Source organism: Streptomyces sp. CRCS-T-1, assembly GCF_024442335.1.
GTDB classification, from domain to species: Bacteria; Actinomycetota; Actinomycetes; order Streptomycetales; family Streptomycetaceae; genus Streptomyces; species Streptomyces koelreuteriae.
This window is the reverse complement of sequence record NZ_CP101651.1, coordinates 7480707-7500724: the sequence shown is the minus strand read 5'-3', so window position 1 is coordinate 7500724 and position 20018 is coordinate 7480707. Positions and strand designations below refer to the sequence as shown.

At 68.9% G+C, this 20018-nt stretch carries 15 protein-coding genes; 3 read left to right on the top strand and 12 right to left on the bottom strand.

The features are described 5' to 3' along the window. Positions 1-4: 4 nt before the first annotated feature. The 7 genes from NNW99_RS34055 to NNW99_RS34025 all read right to left on the bottom strand — a co-directional run bounded on the left by NNW99_RS34055 (position 5) and on the right by NNW99_RS34025 (position 10248). A complete protein-coding gene (locus NNW99_RS34055) occupies positions 5-910 on the bottom strand; it encodes a carbohydrate ABC transporter permease (RefSeq protein WP_215122991.1) in 906 nt (301 codons plus the stop codon). Then, positions 907-2190, bottom strand: a complete 1284-nt coding sequence (locus NNW99_RS34050) for an ABC transporter substrate-binding protein (protein WP_215122990.1) — start codon at positions 2188-2190, stop codon at positions 907-909. Before NNW99_RS34050 ends, NNW99_RS34055 begins: the two co-directional genes overlap by 4 nt. 63 nt (positions 2191-2253) lie before the next feature. Beyond that, complete coding sequence (locus tag NNW99_RS34045; protein ID WP_215122989.1) at positions 2254-4497, bottom strand: glycoside hydrolase family 95-like protein; 2244 nt, start codon at positions 4495-4497, stop codon at positions 2254-2256. Between the two features lie 99 nt (positions 4498-4596). Beyond that, positions 4597-5376, bottom strand: a complete 780-nt coding sequence (locus NNW99_RS34040) for an SDR family oxidoreductase (RefSeq protein ID WP_215122988.1) — start codon at positions 5374-5376, stop codon at positions 4597-4599. After that, positions 5373-6416 (bottom strand): zinc-binding dehydrogenase, encoded by a 1044-nt coding sequence (locus NNW99_RS34035; RefSeq protein WP_215122987.1) that lies wholly within the window; start codon positions 6414-6416, stop codon positions 5373-5375. The genes NNW99_RS34040 and NNW99_RS34035 overlap by 4 nt, the downstream gene beginning before the upstream one ends. Positions 6417-6484: 68 nt before the next feature. Continuing rightward, complete coding sequence (locus tag NNW99_RS34030; protein ID WP_215122986.1) at positions 6485-7417, bottom strand: aldo/keto reductase; 933 nt, start codon at positions 7415-7417, stop codon at positions 6485-6487. Positions 7418-7989: 572 nt separating this feature from the next. Continuing rightward, a complete protein-coding gene (locus NNW99_RS34025) occupies positions 7990-10248 on the bottom strand; it encodes a glycoside hydrolase family 97 protein (protein WP_215122985.1) in 2259 nt (752 codons plus the stop codon). Between the two features lie 491 nt (positions 10249-10739). On the opposite strand from NNW99_RS34025, the gene NNW99_RS34020 reads away from it, so the two are divergent. The 3 genes from NNW99_RS34020 (at position 10740) to NNW99_RS34010 (ending at position 14528) form a co-directional block, all read left to right on the top strand. Next, positions 10740-11780 (top strand): substrate-binding domain-containing protein, encoded by a 1041-nt coding sequence (locus tag NNW99_RS34020; protein WP_215122984.1) that lies wholly within the window; start codon positions 10740-10742, stop codon positions 11778-11780. 127 nt (positions 11781-11907) lie between these two features. Next, positions 11908-13503: a sugar ABC transporter ATP-binding protein gene (locus NNW99_RS34015; RefSeq protein ID WP_215122983.1), complete on the top strand. Its 1596-nt coding sequence runs from the start codon at positions 11908-11910 to the stop codon at positions 13501-13503. Beyond that, on the top strand, positions 13500-14528 hold the full coding sequence (locus NNW99_RS34010) for an ABC transporter permease (RefSeq protein WP_215122982.1): 1029 nt from the start codon (positions 13500-13502) through the stop codon (positions 14526-14528). Before NNW99_RS34015 ends, NNW99_RS34010 begins: the two co-directional genes overlap by 4 nt. A 130-nt stretch (positions 14529-14658) precedes the next feature. On the opposite strand, the gene NNW99_RS34005 is transcribed toward NNW99_RS34010, so the two are convergent. The 5 genes from NNW99_RS34005 to NNW99_RS33985 all read right to left on the bottom strand — a co-directional run bounded on the left by NNW99_RS34005 (position 14659) and on the right by NNW99_RS33985 (position 20016). Further along, positions 14659-15324, bottom strand: a complete 666-nt coding sequence (locus tag NNW99_RS34005) for a GntR family transcriptional regulator (RefSeq protein WP_215122980.1) — start codon at positions 15322-15324, stop codon at positions 14659-14661. A gap of 76 nt (positions 15325-15400) precedes the next feature. Then, positions 15401-16225 (bottom strand): carbohydrate ABC transporter permease, encoded by an 825-nt coding sequence (locus NNW99_RS34000; protein WP_215122978.1) that lies wholly within the window; start codon positions 16223-16225, stop codon positions 15401-15403. Beyond that, positions 16222-17169, bottom strand: a complete 948-nt coding sequence (locus tag NNW99_RS33995) for a carbohydrate ABC transporter permease (RefSeq protein ID WP_215122977.1) — start codon at positions 17167-17169, stop codon at positions 16222-16224. Before NNW99_RS33995 ends, NNW99_RS34000 begins: the two co-directional genes overlap by 4 nt. Before the next feature lie 5 nt (positions 17170-17174). Next, on the bottom strand, positions 17175-18467 hold the full coding sequence (locus NNW99_RS33990) for an ABC transporter substrate-binding protein (protein ID WP_215122976.1): 1293 nt from the start codon (positions 18465-18467) through the stop codon (positions 17175-17177). Between the two features lie 70 nt (positions 18468-18537). Further along, positions 18538-20016, bottom strand: coding sequence for a hypothetical protein (locus NNW99_RS33985; protein WP_215122975.1), 1479 nt, complete (start codon positions 20014-20016; stop codon positions 18538-18540). Positions 20017-20018 lie beyond the last annotated feature (2 nt).

Sequence of the window (20018 nt, the reverse complement as noted above, 5' to 3'; positions counted from 1 at the left end):
GGGTTCAGAACTGCAGCGGTTCACGGCGCATCAGGCGACGGAGCACGATCACCAGGACCGCGACGAAGACAAGGGTCGTCACGGCTGACGCGGCCGCGTATCCGAACTGGTTCACCGGGGTGATGCCGCCGACTGTCTCGCCGTAGACGAACATGGCGTTGTTCCACTGGTAGGTGGGCGGCAGAGCGCCCTGGTTGCCGCCGAAGGCGAGGATGAACTCGAAGATCTTCACTGAGGTGATGGTCCAGAGCACGGCCGCGGCCGCGGTGACGTCCCAGGACAGCGGCAGGGTGACATACCTGAAACGCTGCCAGGCGTTGGTGCCGTCGAGCCGGGCCGCCTCGTAGAAGGAGACGGGGATCCGGTCGACGCCGGCCATCAGGATCGTGACGTAGTAGCCCGTGTTGATCCAGACCAGGGCGACGAGGACGGCGCTCATCGTCCAGCCCGGCCTCAGCCACTCCACGGGGTCGATCCCGATCCCGTCGAGGGCCTGGTTCAGCAAGCCGTCCAGGCTGAGCAGGACGCCCCAGAAGATCGCCAGGACGACGGAGGAGACGATGTGGGGCAGGAAGATCACCCCGCGGATCACCCGGCGGCCCCGCATCTCACGGAGCATCAGCATGAAGCCGAAGCTCAGCACGAAGATCGCGGCGCCGACTCCGAACACGATCTTCAGGGTGTTGCCGAACGCGGAGCGGAAGGCGGGGTCGTTCAGCAGCTGGCTGTAGTTCCGGGTGCCCGCCCACTGGGGGGAGTTGATCCCGTCCCAGTCGGTGAAGCTGGTGTACAGCGAGTACAGGGTGGGCCCGATGAACAGCGCGGTGTACAGGGCCAGGGCCGGCGCCAGGAACGGTGCGAAGATCCGTCCCCGGCGACGTTCCAGCGGCGACCGGGTGGTCGCGCTCACGGGTTGGCCTTCCAGAAGTCGACGGAGGCCCGCCTGGTCTGGTCGATGAACTCGTCCGCGCTCGTCACGCCCTGGATGAACCGCACCACGTTCGGGGTGTACGCCTTGGTCGCCCAGGCCGCGTAGTCCACGAACAACCGTGCCTGATCGGCGTAGACGTCGTTGCCGTCGAGCGCCTTGGCGACCGCCGCGAGCTCTTCGGGCGCGGGGACGTCGGGGCGCGGGGCTATGTTGAGTGCCTGGGTGGCGATCCCGGTCAGGTGCTTCTTGTTCATGAAGTACGCGATGAACTTCTGTGCCTCCGCCGAGTTCTTGGCGGTCTTCGGGACGGCGAAGCCGAAGAAGTTGACGCCGACCGCGGTGTTGCCGCCGTCGATCGCGGGGAGCTGGAAGTTGCCGTACTTGAAGTCGGCGTCGACGTTGGGCTTGCTCTCGCCGGGCACCCAGGTGCCGTTCAGATAGAACGCGGCCTTGCCCTGTGCCCAGCTGGTCTGGGCCTGGGTGCCCTGTGTGGACTCGTAGCCCTTGATGAAGTGGTGGTCCCGCAGGTGCTCGACCTTCTTCACGGCGGCGCGGACCTCGGGGTCGTCCCAGGCGGCCCCGGACTTGTCGGCGGCGAGTTCGCGGACGCCCTCGGTGCCCAACTGGCGCTGCAGGGTGAGCAGGGTCCAGTAGGGGTCGTTGCTGGGCAGGGCGATCGGGGCGACACCGGTCGCCTTGATGCCGTCGAGCTTCTCGACGAGGTCCTCCCAGGTCTTCGGCGGGTTGGCCGCGAGCTCCGGGTACTTGGCGGCGTCGAACCAGACGCCCTCGGTGGCCACGGAGTACGGCACCATGAACGGCTTGCCGTTCTTGTCGTTGAGGTAGGCCTTGTACTTCTCCGGGATGACTTCGGCCACGGTCTTGTTCTCGCCGGGAATCGTCGCCGTGTAGACCGGGCTGAGGTCGGCGTTCTGACCGGCGGAGACCAGCGTGCCGAGCGCGTTGACCGAGTTGTCGACCAGGTCTGCCGCGGCGCCGCTCCTCAGGGTCGGGGTGATCTTCTGGATGACCTGCCGGCCCTGCCACTGGATGTTCACCTTGATGCCGGTGTCCTTGGTGAACTGGTCGGACGCCGCCTTGATGACCTTGGCCTGCGGCTCGTTCTGGTTCCACATCGACCAGTAGGTGAGGGAGTCGCCTTCGTCATCGGAGGAGGAGCCGCAGCCGCTCAGCGTGCCGGTGGCGAGCGCGAGAGCAGCTACGACGGCGATTCTTCTGGTACGGGCGGTGATGGTCATACGCGTGTCCTGTTCGGTGATGGTCGATCAGGTGGATGCGGTGGGGTGCGGCCCGAGGGCGCTTCAGGAAAGGGGCAGGCCCCAGCGGAACGTGCGGCAGTCGACGGGCTCGACGGTGAGGTCGGGGGTGTCGCCGGTACCGGTGATCAGGCACTCGGCTCCGGGAGGAAGGCTGATCCGCAGCAGGCCGTCGTCATCCCGGTTCCAGGTGGTCGGTCCGGGGAGCCCGTCGAGCGGGCGGACAGCCGCGGCGCCCGTGAGGGGGCCCGGTGCGAGAAGGCAGGGCTCCCCCGCCTCGCTGCGGACGCGGATCCAGCGCGTCACACCGTCACGCCGGCGGGCGCTGATCCGGAAGGCGCCCTCGGCGACCAGGTCGTGCACCGTCACGTCCGCCCAGGCACGGGGGACGGCCGGGAAGATCCGGATGACGCCGCCCCAGCTCTGCAGCAGCATGTCGTGCAGGCTCTGCGCGCCGGACAGCGGTGTCTCGATGACCGGGCCGGTCTCCGCGTACATGGTGTTCGGTTCGACATACATGTCCAGCAGCTCGCCGAGCCGGACCAGTGCCGTATCGCCGTCACCGAGGAGCGCGTGCATCGACGCGGCCCCGGTGAAGCTGTAGCCCTGGAGTTCGCCGGTCAGGCCGAGCCAGTGCTCCATGGTCCGCAGCAGGAGGGCCCGGTTGCCGGGGTCGGCGACGTCGAGCCGGTGGAGTGGATGGAACCACAGCAGGTGCGAGTAGTGCCGGTGGGAGCTGGTGAGCCGCAGGTCGCGGCCGATGAGGAGGCCTTCTTCAGCGTTCCGCGGCGGTGGAGTGAGGTGATCGAGGACGTGCTGCCACCGGTCCGCCAGCGGGTCGGTGATCCCGAGCCGGGCCGCTGCGTCGAGGAGCGTCCCGCACCCCCAGTGCAGCAGCGCGAGGTCGTAGTTGCAGTCGGCCGTGATGCCGTACTCGGGCGAGTAGGTGGCCGGCAGGTGCAGGTGGCCGGAGTCGTCCTCGGTGAGGAAGTGCAGGTGGTAGTTGACGGCTCTGCGCAACAGGGGGAAGACGGTCGTGCGCAGGAACGTCTCGTCCATGGTGTGCCGGTACGCGAGCCAGGCGTTGTGCAGGGCCCAGAGGAGGTTGCCCGTCTCGGGCAGTACCTCGGTCCGCCCGGGGACGCCGGCCGGTTCGCTGCGCAGGTCGTCCTGGCTGGAGCGGCCGATGGCCAGGGAGTCGCCGCGGTAGGCGGGCGGGGTCGAGGCGAGCAGTCCGGCTTCGCCGTTCTCCAACGCGGTACGCAGGGAGTCGAGTTCCGTGCGACCCGTCGGGTGGATCGGCGAGTACGCGAGCTGGACGTTGAGGTTCCACCAGGCGGCGGGCCAGGGGGTGTGTTCCAGCCAGGGTCCGTTGGTGGCGAGCACCGGCCTGTCCGCGCGGGTGGCGCAGGCCAGCTTGTACATCTGGATCCAGTAGAAGCTCTGCAACCGGCCGTCGGGGACCGAGAGGAAGCTCTTCGGGTAGTAGGCGTGCCACCAGTCGCGATGGGGGGCGACGAGCCGGTCGGTCGGCAGCTCGGCGGCGTCGTTCATGACGGCGACCGCCGTGTCGCTCGCCGAGGGGTCGGTGGCGCTGTGGGCCACCGTGCACAGCAGGGTGGTGGTCTCGCCGTCCGGCTCGGTACGGGTGCGCCAACGGGTCTCGGTACGTCCGCCGCACGCCAGATCCTGCGTGCACACGCTCTCGCCGTCGCGTCTGGTCAGCACGGGCAGCGGGTTGTCCTTGAGCCCGGTCGGGCGCTGCTCGGGGTAGAACGCCTCACGGGGAGGGACGGCCGCCTGAGGCACGAACCTCCAGGACACCTGCTCCGCGCCCCGCAGCGGACGGCAGTTCACCACGAGGAGATCCTTCGAGGCGTGGACGAACGCCCTGATGGTGACCGCGCCGCGGGTGGTCTCGACGGTGCCGGCGACTTCCGCGTCCCAGAGGGAGAGGCGGAGGTCGACGCCTGTGAGCTCCCCCCGCGTCGTCAGGACGAGGCGGCCGATGGGTAATCGTGTCCCGCCCCAGAGGGGGCCGCCGGCCTCCTGGTGGTCGCGGACCCGGCTGTCCCCGAGTACGAGGGTCAGCCGGGTGGCGTGTCTGGGCCTGCGCAGGGAGACCGAGAGACCGCCGTTGCCAAGGAAGGGGCCGTCGTGGAAGCCCGTGGGGACGGCCTGCCACACGGGGTCGAGCCCGCTGAGGAAGTCCCGCCAGCCGGTGCGGACGGCAAGCCGGTCTCTTGATGCCGGGTGGTCCGGGGAAGGTCGTGGGTGGGTTGTGTTCATGGGTCCTCTGCTCGGTTCGGCGCGAGGGGTGAGCGAACGGCACAGCGATGGGAGGCGGTCCGGGCTTGTCCTTTCGGGTTTGCCGGTATCGGTCGGCGGTCACCGGCCGAGCCAGCCGCCGTCCACGGGCAGCAGGGTTCCGTGGACGTAGTCGGAGGCGGGAGAGGCGAGGAAGACGGCGGTACCGGCGATGTCCTGTGGCGTGGCCCAGCGTCCGGCGGGGATGCGGTCGAGGATGGCGGCGTTGCGCCGCGGGTCTTCGCGCAGGGCACGGGTGTTGTCGGTGGCGACGTATCCGGGCACGAGCGCGTTGACGTTGACGCCCCGGGGCGCCCACTCGTTGGCCAGGGCCCTGGTGAGGCCGGCGATGCCGGACTTGGCGGCGGCGTAGCCCGGGACGGAGATTCCGCCCTGGTAGCTGAGGAGCGAGGCGGTGAAAATGATCTTTCCGGATCCTCGGCGCAGCATCTGCCGGCCGATCTCGCGCGCGAGGACGAACTGGCTGCTGAGGTCGACGGCCAGGACGTGATCCCAATCGGCGTCGCTGTGTTCCGCGGCGGGTGCGCGGGCTATGGTGCCGGCGTTGTTGACGAGGATGTCCACCGGCCGCTCCAGGCCGCCGAGTTCGGCGGCGAGAGCCGTGACGGCCGACCGGTCCGCGAAGTCGGCGCGCAGCGTACGGCACTGCCGTCCGAGGGCGGTGACCCGCTCGGCGACCTCGCTGCCGGAGTCCGGCAGATTCGCGCTCACGGCGACGATGTCGGCTCCGGCGGCGGCGAACGACTCGGCGATGGCCAGGCCCAGGCCCCGGCTGGCGCCGGTGACGACCGCGAGCCGACCGCTCAGGTCGAAGAGCCGCTGGTGTGGGTCGGCGGTCATGCCGGTTCGTTCCCTTCGCTTCTCCGGCAGTCGATCAGGACCTTCATCACGCCGGAGCCGGAGCCGGAGTCGAGAGCGGCGAACGCGACCTCGGCGCGGGTGAGCGGCTCGATCCTGGAGATCAGGCCGACCGGGACACGGCCCGCGGCGAGCAGCCGGGCGGCCTGCTCGAAGTCCTGGCGCCAGTAGAGCCGGGCGCCCAGCACGGTCAGCTCCCGCCAGAAGACCCGGTGCAGGTCGACTTCACGCGCGACGGGGTGGATGGCCACCACCACGAGACGTCCGTGCACTTGGAGGCAGTCGACGGCGCAGGTGACACCCGCGGCGGAGCCGGACACCTCGAAGGCGACTGCCGCGCCCACGCCTTCGGTCCACTCCTCGACCAAGCCACGGACATCGCCGGTATGTGGATCGGCACAGGTCAGTCCGAGGCGCTGGGCGATGGCCCGACGCTGGGCGTTGGGTTCGAACATGAGCACCTGGGCTCCGGCCCGGCGGGCGACGGAGGCGATCAGGACTCCGATCGGGCCGCCGCCGAACACGACGGCCTTCTCTCCGGGCCTCAGTTGAGCGCGGCGCACGTCGTGAACGGCGACGGCGGTGGGTTCCACCAGCGCGGCGTGGTCGAGGCGCAGGCTCTCCGGTAGGCGTACCAGGAGGTCGGCCGGGACCGTCCAGCTGTTCTGCATCGCTCCGTCGGAGTCGATGCCGAGGAAGACGAGCCGGTGGCAGACATGGGCGTGCCCTGCCGAGCAGGCAGGACAGTCACCGCACGAGACGGTCGGCATCACGGTGACGGCCTCGCCCGCTCTCCAGCCGGTGACACCGTCCCCGATCTCGGCGATCCGGCCGGCCATCTCGTGGCCGAGGACGGTGGGCGGGGTGACGCGGCCGTCCATCGCGCCGTGGAGGATGTGCAGGTCCGTGCCGCAGATACCGGTGTACGCGACATCGATACGGACCTGTCCGGCGGCGGGCGGTACCGGGTCGGCAGGGCGGACGAGCACCGTCCCCTTGCCGGTATAGGTGGCTTGGCGCATCGGGGCCTCCGATGGTGGGTGGTCGATGAGCGGTGAGGGCGTCGGGCCCCGTGGGGCTGTGGCCGAGGTCAGCTCGGGCCGGCGACCCCACCGCTGCTCCAGCCTCGGTCGCGGACCGGCTCGAGACAGGTCTCCACGGCCCGGAGCAGTTCCTGGTCGATGGGCTCGGCGAGCCAGGCCACGTTGCGGCGGACCTCGTCAGGGCTGCTGGTACCGACCACCGTCGTGGCGGCGGGAGTGGCGGTGACGGAGAACTGCAAGGCCAGTTTGGCGAGGTCGCCGCCGAGGGCCTCACACAGATCGGCGGCCTCGGCGCAGCGGGCGTGCAACGCGAAGGAGCCGGGGTGCCAGTCCGGCGCTCCCTGCCGGGTGAGTGCCCCCATGGCGAGCGGCGCGGCATTGACGACGCCCGCTCCGCACGCGGTGAAGTACTCCTCCCAGGCGGCCAGCCTCCGGTCTTGCAGGGTGTACTGGCAGTAGGAGAGCACGGTGTCGACATGGGCTCGGGCGGCGACATGGGCGAGCGTGGGCAGCGGATATCCGGTGATACCCACGTGGCCGACGAGTCCTTCGGTCTGGAGTGCGCGCAGTGCGGGAACGGTCTCTCCGACGATCTGCGCCGGCGAACCGAACTCGATGTCGTGGCACTGGATCAGGTCGAGGTGGTCGGTGCCGAGGCGGCGCAGGCTCTCGGTGACGCTGCGTCTGACCCGCTGGGCACTGAAGTCGAAGTCCGCCAGGCCGTATCGCCCCACTTTGGTGGCGAGCAGATAGGTGCCGCGGTCGACACCTCGCAGGGCATCGCCGAGGGCGGTCTCGGCTGTCGTGGCGCCGTAGTAAGGGGCGACGTCGAACAGGTTGACGCCCGCGTCGAGGGCCGTACGGACGGCGTCGACGCCGTCCTGCTCGGCGAACACACCGAACATCGATCCCAACGGGGCGGCGCCGAAGGCGAGTTCGGAGACGATCAAGTCGGTGTGGCCGAGTCGGTGGTATCGCATCTGCCATCCAGGGGTGTGGAGCGGAGAGGCGGGTGAGGTGAGCGAGCACGGCGGGGGGCGCAGCGGGTGGCGGTGGGCTTCAGCTCCTGGCGGAGCGGCTCCGGACAGGGCCGTCGAGGTACAGGTGATCGGCCACCGAGGCCAGGCGCGATCCCACACGGCGTTCACGCCAGCGGCGGCGGCCCTGTGGATGGCGCCACGCACGTCCAGCGCCCGACCCTGGTGATGAGGTTCATGGCCACCGCCCTTTCAAGGCGTGACGGGATGCGAGTGGATGCCGATCAAGGCCTCAGAGAGCGAGACATGGGATGTATCGAGGTACGGCAAGGAATCGCAGATGCCTTCGAAAGAGCCCCGCCTCAGGCGGCGACGGAGAGGCCGGGCAGGAGATCCGCCTCGATCGCCGGCCCATCAGGAACGGCGCGCCGGAGCAACAATCCGCGACGCACGCCGCGTTGCTCGGACTGAGGCATGCGCTGCTCCTTGGGGCTGCGGAGGGTCAGTGAAGGACCGGGCCCGACCGACCCAGTCCAACTACGATATCGGATATACGATCTACCCGCCACCATCCCTCAGGACAGCCTGAACATCTGCCGGTCGGAGCCGTCGAACGGCCGCTGGGTGAACTGGTCACCCCGGCTGGAGCCACTCGTCAGGTAGAGCCCGCTGTACCGGTTGACGAAGCGGACGCGTCCCCTGCCGGCGTCCTCCGCCAGCCACTCGTCGTTGGTCTTGGGACCCTGCGCGTACTCGCACTGGACGACCTTGGCGCCGGCATCGCGTGAGGCTCCCTGGACGACCACGTCCTCACCGCTGCCTTCGCTGACGACCCGCACATGGCCGTCGCCCACCGGTGCGAGCCGGAACCGGCGGCCCGCGCTGCCGTCCCCCGGGGCCCGGACGATGCGCGCGCCGCATCCGGCCGCACCGCCCTCGACGGCCATCACGTCGTCGCCGCCGACAGGCGTGAAGGTGCGGTAGCCGCTCGGCGACGCGGCCACCTTCGTGAGCTTGACCGCATGGCCGCCCCGGGCCACAACCGGGACTTCCAGGGAGTCACCGGCCCGGATGATCCTGCTCGAGCGCACGAGACCGTCGGGACCGTCCGTGGTGATCTCGGCGTGCCAGCGCCCACCGCCGAGGAACGCGGTCGGATACGTGAGGGTGCCGGCGCCCCCACCCGTGATGGCACCCACGAACCAGCGGTCCCCCGCACGGCGAGCGATGACCGCGCCACCCACCGGGTCGCCCTGGACGAATGCGGTCTCGTCCCAGACGGTGGGCAGTTGTCGCAGCCAGCGCTGAGCCTCGGGCCGTGCCCGATAGTCGGAGACCCTGCTCCCGGGCAGCATCAGACCGCTCTCGTAGAGCACGCCCAGGGCGAGTTCCGCGCCGTCGCTGTTCGGGTTGGCTCGCTGGAAGCTCATCGGCGAGTAGTCGGCCGATCCGAGCGCGCCCCGGGTGAACGGAACCGCGGTGACGTGCCCGATGGTGCGGCCGGTGTTGTACTCCTCGCCGCGCACGGCCTCGGTGGTGAGCACATGCGGCCATGTCCGGTGCACGCCGACCGGCAGCCGGGACCCGTGCAGGTCGACCACCAGCTCGGCTTCGGCCGCGTCCGCCAACGCCTCGTCGTACCAGCGGTGGCGCTCCTGGGACTCCGATCCCATGAAGTCCATCTTCACGCCGGCGACACCCCAGTCGCCGATCCTGGAGAACTCGGCCCGACGCTCGGACTCCGTGTCGAGGTCCTTCCAGTGGTACCAGAGCATGATGCGCACACCACGGGCCTTGGCGTACTCGACCAGTTCGGGCATCCAGGTGACGCCCTTCCATCCGTCGTCGACCAGCAGGTAGGACCAGCCTTGCGTCGAGGCGTAGTCGGCCCAGCCCTTGAGCTTGGCGAGGTCGCGCTGCGTCGCGTGCTTGCCGTCGAACCAGGGCCAGGCCGCGACGCCCGGCTTGATCCACGAGGTGTCGCTGACCTTGGACGAAGGGGCGACGTCGTCCTCCAGCGTCGATTCCACGACGGTCTCGGTGCTCCCGATCGCCGCGACCCGCCACGGTGTGGCGAACGCGGATTCCCGCACGACCCGAGCATCGGCGAGCTTCACGGTGAATCGGCCGGTTCCCCGTTCGTGAGTGAAGCGCCCGCCGGAGTAACCGCCGTCGACACCGGACTCGGAGAGCAGGACCCGGGCACCGTTGGCCAGGCTGCCGAACATGCTCATCCCGTACTCGCCGGTCGGCACAGCGGACACGGCTGACGTGCGATAGAGCGCTTCGTGGGCGGATGAGAACGTGTCGTGGCTGAGCTGCGCGTCGGCGGGGAGTTCGAAGGAGGTGGCCTCGCGCAGAACGGTCGCCCCGGAGGGCACCTCGTAGCGCAACGCCACACCGTCCGCGGAGGTGCGCACGGTCACGGTGATCCGCTCCCCGCCCTTGGCGAAGACCAGGCGCGTCTCGGTGGCGGTGCGCTTGCGGACCCGGGAGTTGCCGACGGTGGTCCGGTACGTCTGCGTGATCTTCTTGTCCGCGCGGCTGACGAAGTCCAGGCCGGAACCGAAGTCGGTGTCGTCGGTCACCAGACCGATCGGCGCCGGACGCAAGACCTGCTTGCAGTTCCATGAAGCCCTCAAGGACGGATTCCCGCTTCCGTCGAGCTCGACGGTCGCTCGAACGCCTCGACAGCCGGTGGGCCCCGCGCCGGGCTGGACGGAGGTCCAACTGTTCCGCGCCGACGCCGAGGCCGGGCCGGCGGTCGCCGTGACGAGGCCGGCCGTCATGGCCAGTGCCGTGGCGGCGATGACGAGTTCACGTCTGTGGGTCATGAAGGTCCCTTCATCGGTTTCGCGAAGTCGATGGCAGCGGCGACCACCGGGGCATGAGGACGGAAGCCAGGCTGAGGCGAGAGCCCAGCGGCATGCATGCGCGAGGGTGTGGGAGGCGTCGGCGACGGAATGTGTTCGAGAAACCGTACACACGACCAACCATTAACAAACAGAATGGAACGTAGAGTGCGGTAGAGCGGACGTCAATCCCCTGAACTCGGCCAGATCCCCGGTCCGTTCACCTCGCCGGAGAGCTGCCGCGGAAGCAAAGCGACCAGGGGTCTTGACATGACGGAGCTTCAGGGATGTCATATCCACGCCGCGTTCGAATCTGTTGACTTTGGCCCAGAAGCGGGCAGCCCGCTTCGCCAGATCGTTCGCTCGTCGTGTCACCGACCACCACGACGGGCGCCCTCGCGGCCTCTTCCCACCCGTGTTTCGTTTCCGCCTGCCCGGCGGATCGGGTGTGCGTATCCAAGGAGCCCTCCATCATGCCCCTGTCCCACCGCCATGCCCCCGTGGCCGCAAGCCTGTTACTCACGCTGGGCCTGACGACGACCGCTTGTTCCTCCGGCAAGGAGGAGGCCAAGAACGACACCGTCGCCAAGGCCGACGGCAAGATCACCTTGACGTACCTTCAGAAGCAGGGAGATCAGGAGTACTTCGTCGGCGAGGCCGCCGGCGCCAAGGCGAAAGCCGCCGAACTCGGTATCGATCTCAAGGTCGTGAACCTCGGCAACGACGCCAACAAGACGGTCAGCGAGGTCCAGTCGGCCATCGCCCAGAAGACCAACGGCGTCATCGTCGTCGTGCCGGACCCGGCCGTCGGCCCCCAGGTCGTCCAGACCGCCAGGGACGCGAGGATCGCCCTGCTGACCTCGGACGACCAGATCTGCACCACCGGCCCGGACCCGGCCGCCTGCGCCAAGGGCGACCTCGTGCCCCGGGTCGGCTTCAGCGGCTCCCAGATGGGCAAGGAGGTCGGCCGGCGTGCGGCGGCCGAGTTCGAGAAGGCCGGCTGGAATGCGGCCGAGACTCGCGTCATCTCCGCCTGGAAGCAGGACGTCACCGTATGCGGCGACCGTGTCGCCGGGGCCAAGAAGGCATTCGAGGCAGCCGTGCCGGGCGTCAGGAACATCGACGTCGCCACCGACAACACCCCGACCGGCGCGCAGGACAAGATCGCGGCCACCGTCACCGCCAACCCGAGCGTCAAGAACTGGGTCGTCTGGGGCTGCAACGACGAGAACGTCATGGGCGGGGTGACGGCGCTGCAGAACGCGGGCGTCAAGCCCGCCCACGTCGTCGGCGTCGGGCTCGGCGCATATCTGGCCTGCAAGGAGTGGCAGTCGGACAAGCCGACGGGCATGAAGGCCGCGCTGTTCATCAACGGCAAGGACGTCGGCGCGCTCGCCGTCCAGACCATGTACGACAAGCTCAAGAACGGCATGGACTTCCCGCTCGAGGCCTTCGCCCCCACCACCATGGTCGACTCCACGAGCTGGAAGAAGGCCGGACTCACCTGCGGCTGACCCCCTGTGCCGGCCGGTGGTCACCACTGCGACCACCGGCCCTCCGGGCCCCGGCCGGCCTCTTCCCCCAGCGAACCGGCCGGGGTCCCCTTGCCCACCGCACGACGGCTTCGAGGTGAACCGACACATGACCAGAGCACCTGATCCGAACAACCGCCCGAGCCTCGTCGACGGTCCTGCCGCGGCCCCGTCCCCGGCGGGCTCCGTCGGCGTGGCCGGGGTGGTCAAGCGGTTCGGCGCCGTCCAAGCGCTGGGCGGCGTCTCGCTCGACTTCCCCGGCGGCCGGGTCACCGCCTTGATGGGCGAGAACGGCGCCGGGAAGTCCACCCTGCTGAAGATCCTCACCGGTGACCATCAACCGACCGAGGGCCGGGTCGTCGTGGACGGCGAGCGCGTCGAACTGGGCTCCCCCGCCGATGCCCGCGCCGCGGGCATCCGGATCATCCCGCAGGAGCCGGAGATCATCCCGCACATCTCGGTCGCCGAGAACGTCTACGCCGGCTCGCTGCCCCGTCGGCGCGGACGGTGGTTCGACCGGGCCGAACTGCTCCGCCGGGTCGAGGCGGACCTGGAGCGGCTCGGGTTCGCCGGCGTCCTCGACCCCGGGCTGCTGGGCTCCGAGCTCACTCCGGCCCAGCGTCAACTCGTCGAGATCATGCGTGCGTTGACGGGAGACACGCAGGCGCGGCTGATCGCCTTCGACGAGCCGACCTCCTCGCTGTCCGAGCACGAGGTCGAGGCGCTCTTCGCACTGATCCGCCGGCTGCGGGACCAGGGCATCGCGGTCGTGTACGTGTCCCATCGGATGCAGGAGATCTTCCAGCTCGCCGACCGGATCGCCGTACTGCGCGACGGCGCTCTCGCCGGCGTCCAGGACGCCCACGCCACCGACGAGGGCGAACTCGTACGCCTCATGGTCGGCCGCGACCTGACCACGATGTTCTCCCGCGAGCGCGTCTCCCCCGGCCGCCTGGTCCTGGACGTCCAGGGGGTCACCACCGACGACGTCACCGGCATCGACCTCCGGGTGCACGCCGGCGAGGTGGTCGGGCTGGCCGGACTCATCGGGGCGGGACGGTCGGAGCTGGCCCTGGCCCTCGCCGGTGACCTGCCCGTCCACAGCGGTGTCGTCACCCTGGACGGCCGGCATCTGCGGCCGGGCAGGCCAGGCGAGGCCGTCCGGGCGGGTCTCGGGCTGGCCCCGGAGGAGCGCAAGGCGCAGGCTCTGTTCCTGCACCGCTCGATCCGCGACAACACCTCCACGGTGGTCCTGGACCGGCTGCGCCGATTCCGCTTCGTGCGGCGGGGTGCGGAGCGGCGACTGGCGCAGCAGTACGTGGACCGGCTGCGGGTGCGCACCCCCTCGATCGAGCACGAGGTGCGCAAGCTGTCCGGAGGCAATCAGCAGAAGGTCGTGCTGGCGCGATGGCTGGCCCGTAAGCCGAAGGTGCTGATCCTCGACGAGCCCACGCGCGGCATCGACGTCGGCGCGAAGGCGGAGATCTACCGGATCATCGCCGACCTGGCGAGGGAGGGCGTGGCTCTGCTGGTCATCTCATCCGAGCTGCCCGAACTCCTCGGTCTCGCCGACCGCGTCGTCGTGATGCAGTCGGGCCGGATCACCGGCGAACTCGACCGCGACGAAGCCACCGAAGAATCCATACTCGCCCTCGCGATGGCGGACGACATCGTCGGCGCCGACGCCTCTGGAGCATCCTCATGAGCATCACCGGCACCTCCCCGCACATCAAGGACACGGAAACCCCAGTGCCCCCGCGGCCGAAGCGGTTCGCGGGCCTCGGTGGACAGAACGTCAGCCTCATCGGCGCCCTGGTGTTCGTCCTCGTCCTGTTCGGCCTCCTCAACGACAACTACCTGAGCCTGTCCAACATGCAGGTGATCGCGGAGGCCGCCACCATCACGGGTCTGCTCGCCATCGTGCAGACCGTCGTGATCATCTGTGGCGGGCTGGACATCTCGGTGGGCTCCCAGGTCGGCGTGGCCTCCGTCGTCAGCGCCATGGTCTTCACCACCTCCGGCTCCCACGCGTTCGTCGGCGTGCTGGCCGCGATCGGCGTCGGCCTGCTGGTGGGTCTGCTCAACGGCGTCGTCATCGTCTACGGCCGGGTCAACCCCACCATCGCGACGCTCGCCGGACTCGCCGCCTACAAGGGCCTCGCGCAGCTGCTGTCCGACGGGCGGGCCCAGGGCTACGTCCTCAACGACGATGTCTTCGTCTTCCTGGGCCGCGGCAAGATCGCCGGGCTGCCGGTGATGGTCTGGATCCTGGTCGTCACCGCCCTCGCGGTCCATCTGCTGCTCAAGTACACCGACATCGGCCGCAACCTGTATGCCATCGGCGGCAACGACACCGCCGCCCGCCTCGCCGGCATCGGCATCAACAAGTACCTGGTCTTCGTCTACGCCCTCATCGGCGTGGTGTGCGCGGTCGCCGGCGTTCTGCTGACCGCCCGCACCGGCTCCGGCCAGCCCGTCTCCGGCAGCGAGGGCCTGGAACTCAAGGCGATCACCGCGGCGGCTCTCGGCGGCTGCGCCCTCAAGGGCGGCAAGGGCGGAATCGGCGGCACGCTCCTCGCCGTCGCGCTGCTCGGCTGCCTGGAGAACGGCCTGACCGTGGAGGGCATCAACTCCTTCTGGCAGAACGTCGCCCAGGGCGCTCTGCTGGTGGTGGCCGTCGTCATCCAGCAGCGCCGGAGCGGCGAACGGGCCGTCGGGCTGCCCCACTGATCCGGTTCGGTCCGGCCCGTTCGACGGGCCCGATCGGCCCGCCCGACGGGCTCGGTGCCACGACACGACACATGTCCCCGGGGACTCCACGTCCCCGGGGATCGGCGCGTTCGGGAGTACCCGGACTCCCTCAGTCGCTCTCCACCTCGTGGCGCGCCTGCGACACGGTGTGGGCGCGCGCCGCTTCGGCCGCGGCGGCGGGGTCGCCGGTGCGCAAGGCCTCGATGATGGTGTCGTGTTCCTCGATCACGGCACGCCAGTTGACCGGGTCGGTCGGCGCGACGATGCGATAGCGCCGGATGGTCATGAGTAGCTGCTCGGTCAGTTCACCGAAGATGCGGTATCCGGTCGCTCCGGCGAGCGCCTGGTGGAAGTCCGTGTTGAGTTCCGGCAGACGGTCGAGGGCGGCTTCGTCCAGCGCCGCGCGCATGGCCTGCTGAGTCTCCTCGAGCCTCGTCAGCAACTTGTCGTCGGCGCTCTCGGCCGCGAGGCGGGCCACCAGGACGTCGATGGCCTCACGTGCGAGGAAGACGCCCCTCATCTCGGTGACATCGACCTCGGCGACCGTCACGCCGGCATGGACTCGGGCGACGAGCAGTCCTTCCGATTCCAGCCGCTTGACCGCCTCGCGGACAGGGATCTTGCTCACGCCGAAGTCCCGGGCGAGCTCGTCCATGTTGACGCGCTCGCCCGGGCGCAGCTGCCCCTCGGCGATGGCCGCTCGCAGACTGTCGTAGACGAGATCGGCTTTGCTCTTCACTGCGGGCAGTCGCCCGACCCAGGCCTTTTCCACCATCCGTCCATCGTATCCGATATCCGGCTAGCCGGGCCCCGGCGGGATCCCTGTACCTGGCCGTCGGCCGCTTCCTTACTCACTCCTTCACTGCGCCGCCGGTCAGTCCTCGGACGAAGAGGCGCTGCAGGAGCACGAAGCCCAGCACGACGGGGACGGCCGCCATGACCGACCCGGCCATCAGCAGGTCCCAGCGAGGCGCGAACTGGTTCTGGAAGCGGGCCAGTCCGACCGGAAGGGTCCGCATCAGCTCGTTGTTGGTGACCAGGCTGGGCCAGGCGAACTCTCCCCATGTCCACATGAACTTGAGCACCGCGACCGTCCCCAGCGCGGCCCATGAACTCGGCAGCAGCACGCTCCACAGCGTGCGCAACCGGCCGGCGCCGTCCATCGCCGCGGCCTCGTCCAGCTGCATCGGCAGGGTGACGAAGTGCTGGCGGAGCAGGAAGATGCCGGCCGGGCTCGCGAGGAACGGGATGATGAGCGCCCAGTAGGTGTCGATCCAGCCGAGGTCGCGCATCATCAGGTAGAGCGGCACCAGGATGACCTGGGTCGGGATCATCAGCGTGGCGAGGATCAGGGTGAGGACGACCTGTCTGCCGCGGAACCTGATCCGGCTCAGCCCGTAGGCGGCGAGCGTGTCGAAGACGAGGTTGCCCGCGACGACCGCGGCCGCGACGAGGAACGAGTTGCCGAACCACTCCCAGAACGGGAACCTCGTGATGACCTCGCGGTACGCGTCGAGGCTCACCGAGGCCGGGACGAGCCGCGCGCTGGTGCCGAGGAGTTCCTCCATGGGCTGGAGTGATGTCAGCACCATCCACAGGACGGGCAGTCCCGCGAAGACGCTGATGAGGCAGAGCCACAGGGCTCTGGGGAGCCCCTCGGCCGGACGACGTGTCATGACTCCTCCCGGGAGGTCAGACGCAGCCGGATCACCGTGATGAGCAGCAGGATCACGAACAGCACCACCGAGGCCGCCGAGGCGACACCCACGTCGGTGAGCAGCTTGGTGTAGATGAACGTGACGACGGTCAGCGTCGAGGTGCCCGGCCCGCCCTCCGTCATCACCCACACCTGGTCGAAGACCTTGAAGGAGTTGAAGACGAGGAGCAGGAAGACCGCCGCCGCGGCGGGGCGGAGCATGGGCAGGGTGATCGAGCGGAACTGCCGCCAGGGCCCCGCGCGGTCGATGGTGGCCGCTTCGTACAGCTCGGCGGGGATGCGCTGGAGCCCGCCGAGGAGGATCAACGCGTAGATGCCGAAGTCCTTCCAGACGCTGACCAGCGCCACGGCCGGCAGAGCGAGGTCGTTGTCGAACAGCCAGCGCGCTCCGTCCACGCCGGCGAGGCCGATGAGGGTGTTGATCAGTCCGTGGTCCGGTTCGTAGAGCCACTTCCAGATCAGGCCCGCCACCACCATGGGGATGACGGCCGGCAGGACGGTGATGGTGCGCACGATCCGGGCGGAGGCGAGTTCACGGTTGGCGGCCATCGCGGTGGCCAGGGCCAGGACGTAGGTGCCCACCAGGGTGAGGAGGGTGAACACCAGCGTGTTGAGGAGGCTCTCGCGGAAGGTGCCCGGCCCGAGGATCGTGGCGTAGTTCTCGGCGCCGACGAACTGCTTCGGGCCGAGCATGTTCCACCGGTCGGTGCTCAGCAGCATCGACTGGACCATGGGATAGAAGGTGAAGCCGAGGATGACCAGCAGGGCGGGGGCCACGGAGAGCCAGCCTGCCAGCGCCCCGGTGGGCCTGCGCCGGCGGCGCCCGGGGCCGTGCGGGCGGTCGGGGTGGCCGCCCGCACGGTCCGAGGTGAGCTTCGGCGAAAGCTCGGTCGCGGTGTGCATCGTTTCTACTGCTCCGCGTCCAGTGCCTTGCCGACTTCGCCGTCGACGCTCTTCAGTGCCTCGTCCACCGGCAGCTGGCCGTTCACTCCGGCCACGATCGCGGACTTCTGGGCCTCCCACCGTGTGGCCCAGCCGTGCCGGTCCTGGAGGACCAGGTCGGGCGAGTTGCGGCTCGCCTGTTCCAGGATGGGCTTCCAGCTCGGATCACCGGCGATCTTCTTGTCGTACGTCGCCTTGACGGATGGATCGATCTTGGCGGGGTCGTACGGGAAGATCGCGTGGAAGTCCATGTACCGGACACTGCGTTCGGGCGAGGCGAGCCACTTCATGAAGGTGCCGGCGGCCTTGAGGTCCTGCCCCTGGGCGTTGGCGACGAGGCTGTGGCCGCCGACCATGGAGCAACCGCTCTCGGGGCCCTTGGGCATGGGGGCGACGGCCCACTTGCCCTCGGTCTTGTCCCCGCCGGCCTCGACGTTGGCGATGACGGACTGGAAGAAGGAGAACATCGCGACCTTGCCGTCGATGAACCCGTTGAGCGCGCTGGTTCCCACCGGGGACGTCTTGTCCTGGTAGAAGGAGCGCATGTAGTTCATCGTGGTCTTGCCGGCTTCGGTGTGCTGCGTCGACTTCTTGTGGTCCGGCGAGGTCAGGCTGCCGCCGGCCTGGCAGAGGAAGCTCTCCCAGGTGGAGTTGATGGCGTTGACGTGGTCGTCCATGCCCTTGAACTGCCAGCCACTGATCTTGCCGCCGTCCGCTGCGGACTTCTCGGTGATCGCCGAGGCGGTCCGCTTGAGCTCCTCCCAGGTGGCGGGAGGCTTCTCGTAGCCGTACTTCCTGAGAACGTCGGTGCGGTAGAGCATGACGCCGGCGTCGAAGTAGAGCGGGGCGCCGTACAGCTTGTTCTCGTACTCGTTGACCTCGACGAGGTCGCTGAACCGCGCGGTGTCGGCGGCGGTGTAGCCGAGCTTGTCGAGCGGGGCGAGGGACCGGGCCTTGAGGTAGTCGAGTTCGAGGCCGTTGTTCATGAGCCACACATCAGGGCCCTTGCCGGCGGCGATCGCCTGCTTGATCTTCTCGCGGCCGTCCTTCCACTCGAGCTGGGTCAGGTTGACCTTCACATCGCTCTGCGACGCGTTGAAGTCGTCGACGAGTTCCTTGACCTTGTCGTCCTGGCCGATCCAGTAGGGCATGGACCAGAACTCGACCGTTCCCTTGCCGTCACCCGCCGACCCGGTGGAGCCACCGGAGGAGGGAGAACAGGCCGAGGCGGTGATCGCGGATACGGACGCCAGGGACACGGCTGTGAGCCAACGACATCGGGGTCGTGCCATGGTGCGTTCTCCAATGTGGACGAGAGGAGGCGAGGGATCAGGCGCCGCGAACCCAGAACTCGATCGAGAGCGGCGGAACGGTGAGCGTCAGCTTGGGGCCCTTCTTGGAGCCGATCCGCTGGTCGTTCGTCTTCGGGCCGTAGCGGTGCCCCTCGAACGACGCGGAGGTCTGGGTGTCCACGGTGTAGGTGAACGACTCGGTCTCGGAGCGGTTGGTGATCGCGAACACCTCCTTGCCGGAAGGCGTCTTCCAGGCCATGATCCGCTGGTCCGACAGTCGCTTCGACTCGTCGACCATGTAGCGCACGGAGTCCCACGGCATGTACTTCACGAAGCCCGCGACGGCGTTCCAGTTCTGCGGGTTCCAGGTCCAGTGACCCGGCTTCAGGTCCGGGTAGCGGGAGAAGTCCTTGTCGGACGGCGGGCGCCAGAAGCCGAGGGAGTAGCCGGCCCCTTCGCCGTTGCCGATGGGCTTGAGGGCGTGGAGCCAGAACCAGGTGGGCGCGTCCTGGAAGACCATCCAGTTCATGATCGACTGGGCGGTGTTGATGCAGCGCCAGTCCGAGGTCTTGAAGTCCAGGTACTCGAACTCGTTGTTGAAGACCGGCTTTCCGGCGGCACCCGACCGGAAGTTCCTGGTCATCTGCTCGTTGCTGTCGGTACCGATGCGGTGGTACGTCCAGGCATCGATGTGGGACATGGCGTCGGGGTCCTTGGAGAGCTTCTTCCCGATGGCTCCGGACCAGCCGTCGATGCTGTCCGCCATGATCATGACATCCGGGTACTTGGCGCGGACCTTGGGCGCCACGGCCTTGAAGGCGGCCAGGTACTGGTCGGCGTTGTAGTGGCAGTGCGAATAATTCTGGATGTTGTTGTGGCGGGGTTCGTTCTGCAGTCCCCACATGGACACCGGGATGCCGTTGCCGGTGAGGTGATCCAGGTCGGCCACCATGGCGTCGCCCAGCGCGTCGAGGTCTTTGCGGGCGAAGGAGGCGAGCCTGCCTCCTCCGAGGTAGGACTTGTTGCTCTTGAAGGCCGGTGCCGGGGACCAGTACTCGACGGAGGTGCCCTCGATGCCGGCCTGCTTGATCATGTCCGCGAGCAGCTCGTCCTGTTCGGGGTAGCGCCCGCGCATATGGCGGCGTGAGTCGTCGAGGCCCCGGTAGTAGAGGCCCATCGCGAGGCGGCAGTAGCGGAAGCCGCGGTCCGAACGCCCCGCCTTGAGCATCTGCCGGTAGAACCGGGTTCGCTCGGACTGCGTGAGGTCGTACGGTACAGCGCTGACGGCCTTCGGCAGCCCGTCGTTCTTGGAGCCGATGGAGTCGGACTGGATCTCGAACCCGAGACCCAGGATCGTCTGCTGACGCTTCTTGTCGTACCGGATGACATAGCTGCCGGAGGCGGCTGCCTGGGCGCTGAAGGCCCCGGCGAAGGGGCTGACCGCGGCGACGGCTCCCGCTGCGGCGATTCCGCCGATGATCTTCCTGCGGCTCGGGCGGCTTCGGTGTGTGGACACTG

Coding starts and splice junctions, on each gene's coding strand:
- NNW99_RS34050 (WP_215122990.1), bottom strand. CDS start 2,190: ATGACCATCACCGCCCGTACCAGAAGAATCGCCGTCGTAGCTGCTCTC.
- NNW99_RS34045 (WP_215122989.1), bottom strand. CDS start 4,497: ATGAACACAACCCACCCACGACCTTCCCCGGACCACCCGGCATCAAGA.
- NNW99_RS34040 (WP_215122988.1), bottom strand. CDS start 5,376: ATGACCGCCGACCCACACCAGCGGCTCTTCGACCTGAGCGGTCGGCTC.
- NNW99_RS34035 (WP_215122987.1), bottom strand. CDS start 6,416: ATGCGCCAAGCCACCTATACCGGCAAGGGGACGGTGCTCGTCCGCCCT.
- NNW99_RS34030 (WP_215122986.1), bottom strand. CDS start 7,417: ATGCGATACCACCGACTCGGCCACACCGACTTGATCGTCTCCGAACTC.
- NNW99_RS34025 (WP_215122985.1), bottom strand. CDS start 10,248: ATGACCCACAGACGTGAACTCGTCATCGCCGCCACGGCACTGGCCATG.
- NNW99_RS34020 (WP_215122984.1), top strand. CDS start 10,740: ATGCCCCTGTCCCACCGCCATGCCCCCGTGGCCGCAAGCCTGTTACTC.
- NNW99_RS34015 (WP_215122983.1), top strand. CDS start 11,908: ATGACCAGAGCACCTGATCCGAACAACCGCCCGAGCCTCGTCGACGGT.
- NNW99_RS34010 (WP_215122982.1), top strand. CDS start 13,500: ATGAGCATCACCGGCACCTCCCCGCACATCAAGGACACGGAAACCCCA.
- NNW99_RS34005 (WP_215122980.1), bottom strand. CDS start 15,324: ATGGTGGAAAAGGCCTGGGTCGGGCGACTGCCCGCAGTGAAGAGCAAA.
- NNW99_RS34000 (WP_215122978.1), bottom strand. CDS start 16,225: ATGACACGTCGTCCGGCCGAGGGGCTCCCCAGAGCCCTGTGGCTCTGC.
- NNW99_RS33995 (WP_215122977.1), bottom strand. CDS start 17,169: ATGCACACCGCGACCGAGCTTTCGCCGAAGCTCACCTCGGACCGTGCG.